This is a genomic window from Roseovarius halophilus (ex Wu et al. 2025) (genome assembly GCF_047086965.1).
Genome location: NZ_JBKOTX010000008.1, coordinates 1 through 12792 on the forward strand (window position 1 = coordinate 1; position 12792 = coordinate 12792).

Annotated in this window: 12 protein-coding genes and 1 riboswitch; of the genes, 4 read left to right on the forward strand and 8 right to left on the reverse strand. The window is 66.9% G+C overall.

Translation table 11 applies throughout. The features are described 5' to 3' along the window. The 4 genes from ACH107_RS02635 to gcvP form a co-directional block, all read left to right on the forward strand. Positions 1 to 616, forward strand: a 616-nt coding sequence (locus tag ACH107_RS02635; protein ID WP_412504537.1) for an aminotransferase class I/II-fold pyridoxal phosphate-dependent enzyme, incomplete at its 5' end; no start/stop codon positions are given. A 221-nt stretch (positions 617 to 837) separates the two neighbouring features. After that, positions 838 to 924, forward strand: a riboswitch (glycine riboswitch). 139 nt (positions 925 to 1063) lie between these two features. Continuing rightward, positions 1064 to 2164, forward strand: a complete 1101-nt coding sequence (gcvT, locus tag ACH107_RS02640) for a glycine cleavage system aminomethyltransferase GcvT (RefSeq protein ID WP_412504538.1) — start codon at positions 1064 to 1066, stop codon at positions 2162 to 2164. Positions 2165 to 2175: 11 nt separating this feature from the next. Continuing rightward, complete coding sequence (gene gcvH, locus ACH107_RS02645) at positions 2176 to 2538, forward strand: glycine cleavage system protein GcvH (RefSeq protein WP_310690235.1); 363 nt, start codon at positions 2176 to 2178, stop codon at positions 2536 to 2538. A gap of 53 nt (positions 2539 to 2591) precedes the next feature. Then, complete coding sequence (gene gcvP / locus ACH107_RS02650) at positions 2592 to 5441, forward strand: aminomethyl-transferring glycine dehydrogenase (protein WP_412504539.1); 2850 nt, start codon at positions 2592 to 2594, stop codon at positions 5439 to 5441. A gap of 36 nt (positions 5442 to 5477) precedes the next feature. On the opposite strand, the gene ACH107_RS02655 is transcribed toward gcvP, so the two are convergent. The 8 genes from ACH107_RS02655 to hisB all read right to left on the reverse strand — a co-directional run bounded on the left by ACH107_RS02655 (position 5478) and on the right by hisB (position 12733). Beyond that, a complete protein-coding gene (locus tag ACH107_RS02655; RefSeq protein WP_310690233.1) occupies positions 5478 to 5858 on the reverse strand; it encodes a Na+/H+ antiporter subunit G in 381 nt (126 codons plus the stop codon). Between the two features lie 7 nt (positions 5859 to 5865). Beyond that, positions 5866 to 6135 carry a K+/H+ antiporter subunit F gene (locus ACH107_RS02660; protein WP_310690232.1) on the reverse strand — a complete coding sequence of 90 codons (270 nt, stop codon included), beginning with the start codon at positions 6133 to 6135 and terminating at the stop codon, positions 5866 to 5868. Further along, on the reverse strand, positions 6132 to 6623 hold the full coding sequence (locus tag ACH107_RS02665) for a Na+/H+ antiporter subunit E (RefSeq protein WP_310690231.1): 492 nt from the start codon (positions 6621 to 6623) through the stop codon (positions 6132 to 6134). The genes ACH107_RS02660 and ACH107_RS02665 overlap by 4 nt, the downstream gene beginning before the upstream one ends. 3 nt (positions 6624 to 6626) lie before the next feature. Beyond that, positions 6627 to 8159 carry a monovalent cation/H+ antiporter subunit D gene (locus tag ACH107_RS02670; RefSeq protein ID WP_412504540.1) on the reverse strand — a complete coding sequence of 511 codons (1533 nt, stop codon included), beginning with the start codon at positions 8157 to 8159 and terminating at the stop codon, positions 6627 to 6629. Further along, complete coding sequence (locus ACH107_RS02675) at positions 8156 to 8530, reverse strand: Na+/H+ antiporter subunit C (protein ID WP_310690229.1); 375 nt, start codon at positions 8528 to 8530, stop codon at positions 8156 to 8158. Before ACH107_RS02675 ends, ACH107_RS02670 begins: the two co-directional genes overlap by 4 nt. A 1-nt stretch (position 8531) precedes the next feature. Beyond that, complete coding sequence (locus ACH107_RS02680; RefSeq protein WP_412504541.1) at positions 8532 to 11393, reverse strand: monovalent cation/H+ antiporter subunit A; 2862 nt, start codon at positions 11391 to 11393, stop codon at positions 8532 to 8534. 117 nt (positions 11394 to 11510) lie between these two features. Further along, on the reverse strand, positions 11511 to 12149 hold the full coding sequence (hisH, locus tag ACH107_RS02685; RefSeq protein ID WP_310690227.1) for an imidazole glycerol phosphate synthase subunit HisH: 639 nt from the start codon (positions 12147 to 12149) through the stop codon (positions 11511 to 11513). Further along, positions 12146 to 12733 carry an imidazoleglycerol-phosphate dehydratase HisB gene (hisB, locus tag ACH107_RS02690; RefSeq protein ID WP_412504542.1) on the reverse strand — a complete coding sequence of 196 codons (588 nt, stop codon included), beginning with the start codon at positions 12731 to 12733 and terminating at the stop codon, positions 12146 to 12148. Before hisB ends, hisH begins: the two co-directional genes overlap by 4 nt. Positions 12734 to 12792: the final 59 nt, after the last annotated feature.

Below are 12792 nucleotides of genomic sequence, written 5' to 3' on the forward strand. Positions count from 1 at the left end.
CGAGCGCTACAATGCCATGACCTATCTCGACGAGGTCCATGCCGTGGGCATGTACGGCCCGCGCGGCGGCGGCATCGCCGAGCGCGAGGGGCTGATGGACCGTGTGAGCATCATCGAGGGCACGCTGGGCAAGGCCTTCGGCGTGGTGGGCGGCTATATCGCTGCCTCGGCAGACCTCGTGGATTTCGTGCGGTCCTTCTCCAGCGGCTTCATCTTCACCACGGCCCTGCCGCCGGCGGTGGCCGCGGGGGCCTGCGTCTCGATCCGGCACCTCAAGGCATCTGGGGCCGAACGCGCCCTGCAAAAGGACAAGGTGGCGCAGGTGCGCGCGCGGCTCGACGAGATCGGCATCCCGCATATACCGAACCCCGGGCACATCATCCCCGTGATGGTGGGCGACCCGGTCAAGTGCAAGTTCATCAGCGACATGCTGATGGATCGCTTCGGGATCTACATCCAGCCGATCAATTACCCGACCGTGCCCAAGGGTGCCGAGCGGCTGCGCATCACCCCCGGCCCGGTGCATTCCGAGGCGGACATCGACCGCCTGGTGGGCGCGCTTTGCGACCTCTGGACCCAATGCCAGCTTGCCCGGCAGCCCCTGGCGGCGCAGTGAAGCGTTTTCGCGAAAATGCGCGTCGCACGACCCTTGTCGACGTTACGTGGGTGCTTGGCCGATAGTTTCGGGCGCGGCGAGGCCCAGATGGTGCGGGCATCGCAAGGGCCTGCCAACGCATGGGGCCGCTTGGCGCGCAAGCGGGGCCATGGGACACACCGAAGCCTTGCGGGCCGGGCACCACGGGGGACTTGTGATCGGGAAGTCCCCGCGCTAAGCTTGGTTGCGCGACGGGAGAACTGGCATTGCCAGTGCCGAAGGAGCAACCGCCCCGGTAAACTCTCAGGCTTCAGGACCGCCGCGCTATAGGACTCTGGAGAGTGGTGCCACATGCACCCGCCGAAGGGATAGCGATCTCAGGCAAACGGACAGAGGGGGCATTGACGCGGGCCGCGCCCGCACCCAATGCCCGGGGGCCTGCCCCCGGCCCAACGGACCGGAGGCGGCATGGCCGACCTGAAACGAACACCGCTTTACGAGCTGCACGCCGGGCTTGGCGCGAAATTCGTCCCCTTCGCGGGCTACGAGATGCCTGTTCAGTACGCCCCCGGCGTCATGAAGGAACATCTCTGGACGCGCGAGAACGCAGGGCTCTTCGATGTCAGTCACATGGGGCAGGTGATCCTGCGCGGTGCGCAGGCGGCGGCCGAGCTGGAGCGGCTGGTGCCCCAGGCGGTGCAGACCCTCAAGCCGGGCCGGCAGCGCTATGCCTTCTTCACCAATGACCAGGGCGGGATTCTCGATGACCTGATGGTCGCCAACCGGGGCGATCACCTCTTTGCGGTGGTCAATGCCGCCTGCAAGGCCGCCGACATCGCCCATCTGCGCGCGGGGCTTGCAACGACGCAGGTCGAAGAGGTCACCGACCGCGCGCTGCTGGCGCTGCAAGGCCCAAAGGCCGAGGCGGCGCTCTCGCGGCTTATGCCCGACGTGCTGCAGATGCGGTTCATGGACGTCGAGACCCATGCGTCGGATTTCGGCGACCTGTGGATTTCGCGGTCGGGCTATACCGGCGAGGACGGCTTCGAGATATCCGTGCCCTCCGAGAGCGCCGAGGCGCTGGCCCGGGCGCTGCTGGAGGACGACGCGGTCGCGCCGGTGGGCCTTGGCGCCCGCGACAGCCTGCGGCTGGAGGCCGGGCTGTGTCTCTATGGCGCCGACCTGGACGAGACCACCACACCGGTCGAGGCGAACCTGACCTGGGCAATCCAGAAGGCCCGGCGCGAGGCGGGCGATTACCCCGGTTTCGCGCGCATCCGCCACCATCTGGTCGACGGGCCAGCGCGGTTGCGCGTCGGCCTGCGCCCCGAGGGCCGCGCGCCGATGCGCGCGGGCACGCCGCTGTTTGCCGAAGAAGAGGCGGCAAGCCCCGTGGGCGAAGTGACCTCCGGCGCCCATGGCCCGTCGACCGGATGTGCGATTTCCATGGGCTACGTGGGCACGGCGCATGCCGCCCTGGGCACCCCGCTCTGGGGCGAGGTGCGCGGCAAGCGCCTGCCCGTGACCGCCTGTGAACTGCCGTTCCGGCCATCCAGCTACAAGACCTGAAGGAGAGAGACATGAAATTCACCGAAGAACATGAATGGCTGCGCGTCGAGGGCGAACTTGTGGTGGTCGGCATCACCGAGCACGCCTCGACCCAGCTGGGCGACGTCGTCTTTGTCGAACTGCCCGAGGCGGGCGACGAGGTGGCCAAGGATGACGAGGTCGTGGTGATCGAGAGCGTCAAGGCGGCCTCGGACATCCTCGCGCCGCTGGACGGCGAGATCGTCGAGATCAACGAGGCCCTTGCCGACACCCCCGAGCTGGTCAACGCCGACCCGCTGGGCGAGGCCTGGTTCTTCAAGATGAAGGTGGCGGACCTGTCGGCGCTCGACAGCCTGATGGATGCCGACGCCTACAAGGACTTCATCGGCGCATAGGGGGCGCCGCCCCCGCCCGCGCGTTACTTTCAACCCAAGGAAACAGGTGTTCGATGCCCTTCACCCCGACCGACTATCTTCCCTATGACTTCGCCAACCGTCGCCACATCGGGCCCTCGCCCGCCGAGATGGACGAGATGTTCAAGGTGATCGGTGTGGACAGCCTCGACCAGCTGATCGACGAGACCGTGCCGCAGGCGATCCGCCAGGCCGAGCCGCTGGATTTCGGCAAGCCGATGAGCGAGCGCAAGCTGCTCAACCACATGCGCGGGGTCGCAGCAAAGAACAAGGTTCTGACCAGCCTGATCGGGCAGGGCTATCACGGCACCGTCACGCCGCCGGTGATCCAGCGCAACGTGCTTGAGAATCCCGCCTGGTACACCGCCTATACCCCTTACCAGCCCGAGATTTCGCAAGGCCGCCTCGAAGCGCTTCTGAACTTTCAGACCATGGTGGCCGACCTGACGGGCCTGGAGATCGCCAATGCTTCTCTGCTGGACGAGGCGACCGCCTGCGCCGAGGCCATGGTCATGGCGCAGCGGGTGGCCAAGTCGAAGGCCACCGGATTCTTCGTGGACGAGAACTGCCATCCCCAGAACATCGCCGTGATGAAGACCCGCGCCGCGCCGCTGGGCATCGAGGTGATCGTGGGCGCGCCCGAGGACATGGACGCCGCGGCGGTCTTCGGGGCGATCTTCCAGTATCCGGGCACCCACGGGGGCCTGCGCGATGTCACGCCGCAGATCGCGGCGTTGCACGCGCAAAAGGCGATCGGCATCGTCGCCGCCGACCTGCTGGCGCTGACCCTGCTCAAGGAGCCGGGTGCCATGGGCGCGGATATCGCCGTAGGCAACACCCAGCGCTTTGGCGTGCCCATGGGGTTGGGCGGGCCGCATGCTGCCTTTTTCGCCTGCAAGACGGCCTACAAGCGGCACATGCCGGGCCGGATTGTCGGCGTCAGCGTCGACAGCCATGGCAACACGGCCTACCGGCTGTCGCTGCAGACCCGCGAACAGCATATCCGCCGCGAAAAGGCGACCAGCAACGTCTGCACCGCGCAGGCCCTGTTGGCGGTCATGGCGTCTTTCTACGGGGTCTTCCATGGGCCCGAGGGGCTCAAGGCCATCGCGCAGCGCATCCACCGCAAAACGGTGCGGCTGGCCCGAGGTCTCGAAGAAGCGGGTTTCCAGGTGCAGCCCGGCGCGTTCTTCGACACGATCACGGTCGAGGTCGGCGCCGCGCAGAAGGCGATCATGACAGCCGCCGTGGACGAGGGCATCAACCTGCGCGCCGTGGGTGACAAGGCCATCGGCATCTCGTTGGACGAGGCGACGCGGCGGCCCGTGATCGAGAAGGTCTGGCGCGCCTTCGGTATCGATCGCAAGGACGAGGACCTGAAACCGGAATATCGCGTGCCCGAGGCGCTGCACCGCCGCAGCGGCTACATGGAGCACCCGGTGTTCCACATGAACCGGGCCGAGACCGAGATGATGCGCTACATGCGGCGCCTGTCCGACCGCGACCTGGCGCTCGACCGGGCAATGATCCCGCTGGGCTCCTGCACGATGAAGCTCAATTCGGCCGCCGAGATGATGCCGGTCAGCTGGCGCGAGTTCAGCCTGATCCATCCCTTCGCGCCCGACGACCAGTGGCAGGGCTATGCCGAGCTGATCGCGGATCTGTCCGACAAGCTCTGCACCATCACCGGCTATGACGCCATGTCGATGCAGCCCAACGCGGGCGCGCAGGGCGAATACGCCGGCCTGCTGGCGATCATGGGCTATCATGCCGCCCGCGGCGACACCGGGCGCAAGACCTGCCTGATCCCGGTCAATGCCCACGGCACCAACGGGGCCAGCGCGCACATGTGCGGCATGGACGTGGTGGTGGTGAACTGCACCGACCGCGGTGACATCGACGTGGAGGATTTCCGCGCCAAGGCCGAGGCCGCGGGCGACACCCTGGCCGCCTGCATGATCACCTATCCCAGCACGCATGGCGTCTTCGAGGACACCGTGCGCGAGGTCTGCGAGATCACGCACGCCTTCGGCGGCCAGGTCTACCTCGACGGGGCCAACCTGAATGCCATGGTGGGCCTGTCCAAACCGGGCGAGATCGGCGCGGACGTCAGCCACCTGAACCTGCACAAGACCTTCTGCATCCCGCACGGCGGGGGTGGCCCCGGCATGGGGCCGATCGGGGTCAAGGCGCAGCTGGCCCCCTACCTTCCGGGGCATCCGGCAACGGGCGACGGCCAGGGGCCGGTCTCGGCGGCACCTTTTGGCTCGCCTTCGATCCTGCCGATCTCCTGGGCCTATGTGCTGATGATGGGCGGCAAGGGGCTGACCCAGGCGACCCGGGTGGCGATCCTCAACGCCAACTACATCGCCAAGCGGCTGGAAGGCGCCTACGACGTCCTGTTTTCAGGCGATAAGGGCCATGTCGCGCACGAGTGCATCATCGACACCCGCCCCTTCACGCAGGTCGGCGTCACGGTCGATGACATCGCCAAGCGCCTGATGGATTGCGGGTTCCACGCGCCGACCATGTCCTGGCCGGTGGCCGGAACGCTCATGGTCGAGCCCACCGAGAGCGAGACCAAGGCCGAGCTTGACCGCTTCTGCGACGCCATGCTGGGCATCCGCGAGGAAATCCGCAAGGTCGCTGCGGGTGACTGGCCGCAGGACAACAATCCCCTCAAGCATGCGCCGCACACCATGCAGGACATGGTCAAGGAGGACTGGGACCGGCCCTATTCGCGCGAGGTCGCATGTTTCCCGGCGGGCAGCTTCCGTGTGGACAAATACTGGGCCCCGGTGGGCCGGGTCGACAATGTCTACGGCGACCGCAACCTTGTCTGCACCTGCCCGCCGCTTGAGGATTACCGCGAAGCGGCCGAGTAATGGCAGCGCGGGGGCCGGTCCGGCCTCCGCGCGCGGTTAGTCTTTCGTGTCGTCCCGCAACGGCGGTGGATCGTCGTAGGGGGCCCAGCCGTAGTGATCGCCGGTCTCGGGCAGGTCCTTGGGCCGCACGTTGCGGGTGATGAAGGTCTTGGCGATGAAATTTGCCGTGATCGGCGCGGTCAGGAACAAAAAAAGCGTGATCAGCAATTCGTGGAACGACAGCGTTTCCTTGACCAGCAGGAAATAGAGCATCGAGGCGATCAGCACGCCGCCCACTCCGAGCGTCGTCGCCTTGGTCGGCGCGTGCAGTCGCTGCATGCTGTCGGGCAGCTTGATAAGGCCGAAAGAGCCGACCAGCCCGAAGACGCCGGCGACGACCAGGAAGAAACTGATGGTGATTTCGGCGATCAGGGACATGCGGGCCTCACTCGATGATGTCGCCGCGCAGGACGAAGCGGCAGTAGGCGACGGTAGACACGAAGCCGACCATGGCGACCAGCATCGCGGCCTCGTAATACATGGCCGTGCCGCGGTAGATGCCGTAAAGGATCAGCAGCGCGATGGCATTGATGACCATGGTGTCCAGCGCGAGGATGCGATCGGCGGCATCGGGACCGGTGCTGATGCGCCAGAGGTTGAACAGCAGGCCCAGGCCGAAACTTCCGAAGGCAAAGACAAGCGCGGCGGTCATCATTGGAAAATCTCCATCAGGCGGCGTTCGTAGCGAAGCTTGATCTGGTCGCGCACGGCGTCCGGGTCATCGGTGTGCAGGCAGTGGACGAGGATCGCCCCGGCATCGGCCGACAGCGAGGCCGATACGGTGCCCGGCGTCATGGTGATGGTCCCGGCCAGCACAGTGATCGCCTCGGCCGAGGTCAGTTGCAGCGGCACGGTGATCCAGCGTGACGTGATGGCGTCGTTGCGCTTGAACAGGATGATCAGGGCCACCTGGATGTTGGCGACCACGATGTCCCAGAGCACGACAAGGACGTACTCCATGACACGGAGGGGCCGGCGGATTCGGGGCCGGTCGGGCCAGTAGGGCGAGGTCAGCAGCGGCACGACCAATCCGAAGATGCTGCCCAGGATCAGGTTGCCCAGGGTCACGGTGTTGACCAGGCCCAGCCAGACGAGGACCAGCGTGAGGCTCAGCAGTGGATGCGGAAGAAGACGCGACACCATGGATCAGGACCCTCCGCGTGTGCTCAGCACGGCGCCGACATAGCCCGCCCGGTCGAAGATCTGGCCGCTTGTGGCCTCGAGGTAGCCGGCCAGCGGCCCAGCAAAGACCGCCAGCGCCCCGAGTAGGCCGACAGTGACGACGACCGGAGCCACCTGCAGGGGCCCTGCCGGCCTCGGCGCGGGCGCGTCTGGGCCGTCGCCGGGCGCGGCCAGGGCCGTGGATTTCCAGAACAGGGCGCTGCCCGCGCGGGCAAAGCCCACGATTGTCACCAATGACCCCACCAGGATCGCCGCCCAGGCCCAGCCGATCACGCCGGGCGCGCGCAGCGCGTCCAGGACCAGCAGCTTGCCCAGAAAGCCCGACAAGGGGGGCATCCCCGCCATTGCGACGGCGGCGGCGAAGAAGAGCGCGGCCATCAGCCCGTTTTGTGCGATCGCCGGACGGGTCGCCAGGGTGTCATTGCCGCCGCGTTGCGCCATCACGAGGTCGGCCACCAGGAACAGCGCGGCGGCGGCAAAGGTCGAATGCACCAGGTAATAGAGCCCCGCTGTCAGCGCCGCGGGGACGAAGGCCGCGACCGCCAGCATCAGCGTGCCCATGGACCCCAGCACCGAAAAGGCGATCAGCGGGCGCAACCGCCGCGCGCCCAGCACCCCCGCGGCCCCTATGGCCACCGTCACGACCGCCGCCGGAAACAGCCAGTCCCCGGCCAGGCCCTCGGTCGCCTCGGCGCCGGGGCCAAAGACGGTGGTGTGCACGCGGATGATGGAATAGGCGCCGACCTTGGTCATGATGGCGAACAGTGCCGCGACCGGCGCGGGCGCGTTGGAATAGGCCCCCGGCAGCCAGAATTGCACCGGGAACACCGCAGCCTTCACCGCGAAGACAACCAGCAGCAGCATCATGGCCAGGCGGACCAGCGCGGCCTCCTCCAGGGGGATTTGGGGCACCTTCTGGGCAAGGTCGGCGATGTTGAGCGTGCCTGTGGTGGCGTAGACAACCCCGAGCGCGAACAGGAACAGCGTCGAACCCGCCAGGTTTATGACGACGTACTGCAAGCCCGCGCGCATCCGATCGCGCCCGCCGCCGTGGATCATCAGTCCGTAAGAGGCGATGAGCAGGATCTCGAAGAAGACGAACAGGTTGAAGATGTCGCCGGTCAGGAAGGCCCCGCAAATACCCATGAGCTGGAACTGGAACAGGGCGTGGAAATGGCGGCCGCGCGCGTCCCAGCCCGTCGCCGTGGCATGGGTCAGCACGATCAGCGCCAGCACGGCGGTCAAGAGCACCATGAGCGCCGAGAGCCGGTCCAGCACCAGCACGATCCCGAAGGGCGCGGGCCAGTCGCCCAGGCGGTAGACCTCGGTGTCGCCGCCCGCGGCCTGCACCACCAGCCCCAGCGCGATGGTCAGCACGGCCAGCGTTCCGGCCAGCGAAAAGACCCGCGCCAGGCGGATGTCGTGGCGCATGACAAAGCCGATGATGGGGGCGAGAAGCGCCGGCAGGATGACCGGCGCGATGATCCAGTGGCTCATTTCGCGTCCTCTCCGCCGTCGTCGCCGGGCATCGGGGCATTCTCGGACCGGCCCAGGTCGATCCGGTCGCTGTCGGATTCCAGGAAGGCCCCGAGCGTCACCATGACGAGCACCGCGGTCATCCCGAAGGAAATCACGATGGCCGTCAGCACCAGCGCCTGTGGCAGTGGGTCGGTATAGCTGGCGGCACCGTAGGGTGACAGGATCGGCGGCATATCGGTGGTCAGCTTGCCCGCAGCAAACAGGAACACGTTGACCGCGTAGGACAGCAGCGCCAGCCCCAGGATCACCGGGAAGGCGCGCAGGCGCAGCACCAGGTAAACCCCGGCAGATGTCAGCACGCCCACGGCGCTGGCGACGATCATTTCCATGTCAGGCCTCCTCCTCGCGCGTGTCGGCGCGCACGACTGGGTCGTAATCCATCGGCTCCAGGTTGACGGTCTCGCCGGCGTGGCGGGCCAGCCGCGACAGGCTGTAGAGCATCAGCATCACCGCCCCCAGCACGGTCAGGAAGACGCCCAGGTCGAAGGCCATGGCCGTGGCCAGCTCGAACTCCTCGATGGGGGGCCAGTGGACATAGCCGAAGGCGCTGGTCAGGAAGGGCTTGCCCGCCAGCCAGGCCCCCGCACCGGTCAACCCGGCGATCAGCACGCCCCAGCCGATCATGGTGTGATACTTGATCCGCTGGCGGTTCTGCGTCCAGGCAAAGCCCGAGGCCATGTACTGCATCAGCAGCGCGATCGAGACCACCAGCCCCGCGACGAAGCCGCCGCCGGGCTGGTTGTGGCCGCGCAGGAAGATGTAGATGCCGACCATCAGCGCGATCGGCATCATCACGCGGGTGGCGACCACCATCATCAGCGGGTGCCGGTCGCGCGAGCGGTCCCGCGACAGTTCCATGTTGCGCAACCGCCGCGCGGCGGGGCCGTTCAGCAGGGTTTCCATGACCGCGTAGATGATCAGCCCGGCGATGCCCAGAACGATGATCTCGCCGTAGGTGTCGTAGCCGCGGAAATCCACCAGGATGACGTTGACGACATTGGTGCCGCCGCCGCCTTCGTAGGAATTGGCCAGGTGGTAGCCCGAGATCGTGTCGACGTCACGCCGCATGAAGGTATGCGCCACAGCCGCCACGGCTCCGCCCGCGGTCAGGGCGATGGCCCCGTCGCGCAGGCGCAGGCCGGTGCCACTCTCGGCCGGGGTTTGTTTGGGCAGGAAGTGCAGCGCGATCAGCAGCAGCATGATGGTGACCGTCTCGACCGAGATCTGGGTCAGCGCCAGGTCCGGGGCAGACAGGAAGACGAAGCCCGAGGCGATCATCAGCCCGATCACCCCGATCAGCACGAGCGCACGGAACCGGTGGCGGTGCATCACCACGACCGAGGCGGTGGCGACAATCAGCAACAGCCACCCGACCCAGACAACCGGGTCCACGGGCAGCGGGGGTCGGTTCGCCGGGGCCAGGCCGCCGCCCGTGAAGGCCACCAGCCCCAGCGCCACCGAGGCCACCACCAGAATGGCCAGATAGCGGCTGATCTGTCCGGTGAACAGGTGATCGGTCACACGGCGGGCCAGGCCCACCACGGCACCGACCAGCGCGTCGAAGATCACCTTGGCCTCGGGGCGCGGCGCGGCAATCCAGGCGCGGTCCAGCGGACGGTGCAACAAAAGCAGGACCGCGCCGCCGATCACGGCAACCACCGACATGTAAAGCGCCGGGGTCAGCCCGTGCCAGAGTTTCAGGTGCGCCTGCTGTTGCGCGCCGGTGACGGCCCCGGCGGCGACATTGACCAGCGGCTCGGCCAGGTGCGGCAGCACGCCGATGACCACCACCGGCACGCAGAGCAGCGCCGGCGCGGCCCACATGCCGAAGGGCGGGTCATGCGGCTTGGCCGGATAATCGTCGCGCACCGGCCCGCCGAAGACATGGAAGATGAAGCGCAGCGAATAGGCCACTGAGAACAACGCCCCCAGCGTCGCCAGCGCGGGCACGATCCAGGGGGTGTCCCACCAGACCGTATGCGCGGCCTCTTCCAGCATCTTTTCCTTGGAAATGAATCCGTTGAACAGGGGAATCCCGGCCATGGACAGCGCCGCGACGGTGCCGATGACGGTCGTGACCGGCATGAGTTTGGCCAGCCCGCCCAGCCGCTTGATGTCGCGGGTATGCGCCTCGTGATCGACGATCCCGGCGGTCATGAAAAGCGCGGCCTTGAACGTCAGGTGGTTGATGATGTGAAAAGTTGCGGCGATGGCCGCCGCCTCGGTGCCGAAGCCCAGCAACATGGTCAACAGACCAAGGTGCGACACCGTCGAGAAGGCCAGAAGCGCCTTGAGGTCGTCCTTGAACAGCGCGATCACCGCGCCCAGCACCATGGTGATGAGGCCCACGGTCGCCACGATGTAGAACCAGGCCTCGGTTCCCGCCAGGGCGGGCCACATGCGCGCCAGCAGGAAGACCCCCGCCTTCACCATGGTGGCCGAGTGCAGGTAGGCCGAGACCGGCGTCGGCGCGGCCATGGCGTGCGGCAGCCAGAAATGAAAGGGGAACTGCGCCGACTTGGTGAAGGCCCCCAGCAGGATCAGGATCAGCGCGGGCATGTACCAATCATGCGCCTTGATCTGGTCACCCGCGGCGAGGATGTCGGTCAGGTTGTAGCTGCCCACGATATTGCCTAGGATCAGCATCCCACCGATCATGGCCAGCCCGCCCGCGCCGGTCACGGCCAGCGCCATGCGCGCGCCCTGCCGGCCCTCGGGCAGGTGCTTCCAGTAGCCGATCAGCAGGAAGGACGACAGCGATGTCAACTCCCAGAAGATCAGCAGAAGAAGGATGTTGTCGGACAGCACGATGCCCAGCATCGCGCCCTGGAACAGCAGAAGGTAGGTATAGAACTGCCCCATCGGGTCCTCGCCCGACAGGTAGAACCGCGCGTAAAGCGTGATCAGCAGCCCGACGCCAAGGATCATGCCCGCGAACAGCAGACCCAGCCCGTCAAGAAAGAACGAGGCCGACAACCCGAGCTGCGGCAGCCATTGCAACTCGTACTGAATCACCTCGCCGCGCATGACCTCCGGGGCCAGCACGATCAGCATGGTCAGCGCCAGGGCCGTGGGAATCGCCGTGAAGCTGGCACAGGCGGTGCGCCCCGCCCGGATCATCAGCCCCGGGATCAACGCCCCGGCAAAGGGCAAAAGGGCGATGATGATCAGAAATACGTTTCCATCGCTCATCCGTTCGTCCGCCCCCTGCGCGCTGTCCAATGCCCCGAGATATGCGTCAATCGCGACGCCGATGCAATTGAATCCCGACGAAAACAGTCACCGCCCCTACGGGGCCCGAAACGGTGCTCAGGGGCGCCAGGACAGGAAGTTGGCGATCATGCGCAGGCCGGTGGCCTGGCTCTTTTCCGGGTGGAACTGGGTGCCGACGATGGTGTCTCGGCCGACGACGGCCGTCACCGGGCCCCCATAGTCCACATGGGCGATCAGATGGGCGGGATCGGCGGCCCGCATGGCCCAGCCATGGACAAAATAGGCGTGGTCGCCGTGCTCCAGTCCGGCCAGAACCGGATGCGTGCGGTCCACTACCAGATCGTTCCAGCCCATGTGCGGTACGGGCAGGGCGGGGTCGTCGGGGGTGATCCGGCAAATCTCGCCCGGGATCCAGCCAAAGCCGGGGGTCTGCTGGTATTCATGCCCCAGGCTGGCCAGCATCTGCATCCCGACGCAGATGCCCAGGAAGGGCACGGCGCGGGTCTCGACCGCCTCTGTCACCGCCTCGGCCATGCCCGACAGCCCGAAAAGCTGGTCGCGGCAATGGGGAAAGGCCCCGTCGCCGGGCAGCACCACGCGGTCGGCGCGGCGCACCTGGTCGGGGTCCGAGGTGACGATCACCTCGCCCGCGTCAACCTCGCGCGCCATGCGCTCGAAGGCCTTTTGCGCCGAGTGCAGGTTTCCGCTGTCATAGTCGATCAGAACCGTGGTCACAGGGCACCTTTCGTCGAGGGAATGGCGTCCGCCTTGCGCGGGTCTGTTTCAAGCGCCTGCCGCAAGGCACGCGCCACCGCCTTGAAGGCGGCCTCGGTGATGTGGTGGCTGTTGAAGCCGTGCAGCCGGTCGATGTGCAGCGTGATGCCGCCATGGGTCGCCAGCGCCTGGAAGAACTCGCGCACCAGCTCGCTGTCGAAGGTGCCGATCTTCGCAGTCGGCAGGTCCAGGTTGCAGATCAGGTAGGACCGGCCGGACAGGTCCAGCGCGCAGCGCACCTGCGCGTCGTCCATGGCCAGGTGGCATTCCCCGTAGCGCGTGATGCCACGCTTGTCGCCCAGCGCCTGCACCAGCGCCTGGCCCAGGGCGATGCCGCAGTCCTCGACGGTGTGGTGATCGTCGATGTGCAGATCGCCCGTCGCGCGCAGGGTCATGTCGATCAGCGCGTGGCGCGAGAGCTGGTCGAGCATGTGGTCGAAAAAGCCCACGCCGGTCTGGTTGTCATAGGTCCCGCTGCCGTCGAGGTCGATCTCGACGGTGATCTCGGTCTCGGCGGTCTTTCGGCTGATGGTGGCCTTGCGCATGGGATCTGTCCTTCGTGCCTGTCAGGCGGCTTATAGGGGGCCGCGCAGGTGGCGCCAAG

What these genes read in the sequence shown, in the direction of transcription:
- gcvT (WP_412504538.1), top strand. Translation starts at nt 1,064, where the DNA reads ATGGCCGACCTGAAACGAACACCGCTTTACGAGCTGCACGCCGGGCTT.
- gcvH (WP_310690235.1), top strand. Translation starts at nt 2,176, where the DNA reads ATGAAATTCACCGAAGAACATGAATGGCTGCGCGTCGAGGGCGAACTT.
- gcvP (WP_412504539.1), top strand. Translation starts at nt 2,592, where the DNA reads ATGCCCTTCACCCCGACCGACTATCTTCCCTATGACTTCGCCAACCGT.
- ACH107_RS02655 (WP_310690233.1), bottom strand. Translation starts at nt 5,858, where the DNA reads ATGTCCCTGATCGCCGAAATCACCATCAGTTTCTTCCTGGTCGTCGCC.
- ACH107_RS02660 (WP_310690232.1), bottom strand. Translation starts at nt 6,135, where the DNA reads ATGATGACCGCCGCGCTTGTCTTTGCCTTCGGAAGTTTCGGCCTGGGC.
- ACH107_RS02665 (WP_310690231.1), bottom strand. Translation starts at nt 6,623, where the DNA reads ATGGTGTCGCGTCTTCTTCCGCATCCACTGCTGAGCCTCACGCTGGTC.
- ACH107_RS02670 (WP_412504540.1), bottom strand. Translation starts at nt 8,159, where the DNA reads ATGAGCCACTGGATCATCGCGCCGGTCATCCTGCCGGCGCTTCTCGCC.
- ACH107_RS02675 (WP_310690229.1), bottom strand. Translation starts at nt 8,530, where the DNA reads ATGGAAATGATCGTCGCCAGCGCCGTGGGCGTGCTGACATCTGCCGGG.
- ACH107_RS02680 (WP_412504541.1), bottom strand. Translation starts at nt 11,393, where the DNA reads ATGAGCGATGGAAACGTATTTCTGATCATCATCGCCCTTTTGCCCTTT.
- hisB (WP_412504542.1), bottom strand. Translation starts at nt 12,733, where the DNA reads ATGCGCAAGGCCACCATCAGCCGAAAGACCGCCGAGACCGAGATCACC.